The sequence below is a fragment of the Falsiroseomonas sp. RANM36 genome (assembly GCF_056682175.1).
This window is the reverse complement of sequence record NZ_JBWXTD010000045.1, coordinates 1-385: the sequence shown is the minus strand read 5'-3', so window position 1 is coordinate 385 and position 385 is coordinate 1. Positions and strand designations below refer to the sequence as shown.

At 84.4% G+C, this 385-nt stretch carries 1 pseudogene; it reads right to left on the bottom strand.

Features of this window, described 5'->3' with window-relative positions:
* Positions 1–385, bottom strand: a pseudogene (locus tag AC1MIR_RS27775) (hypothetical protein); the annotation flags it as partial.

Sequence of the window (385 nt, the reverse complement as noted above, 5' to 3'; positions counted from 1 at the left end):
GCCGCGCCCGCCGCGGGGGCCGGGGGGGGCCCGCGCGGCGTGCCCGGCGGCGGCAAGCGCCGCCGCCTCCCGCCGTGCCTCGGCCAGGGCCGCCTCGGCCTCCTGCCGGGCCGCGCGCAGGGAGGCGGCATCCTGCTCCAGCTGCCGCACCAGCCCGCGCAGCACGAGCGCGCCCCGCAGCGCCTCCTCCGGCTCGGCGGGCACGGCCAACACGGTCTCGGCAGGCCACAGGCCGAGTCGCAGCATCACCGGCAGCACGGGGCGCAGCTGCTCCACGCGCTGGCGCAGGGCGGCGGCCGCCTGATCGCCCAGCCGGCGCGCCGCCTGGGCGCGCGCCCGCGCCGCCAGGGCACCACCACGGGCACCCGCCCCCCCCCCCCCGCCC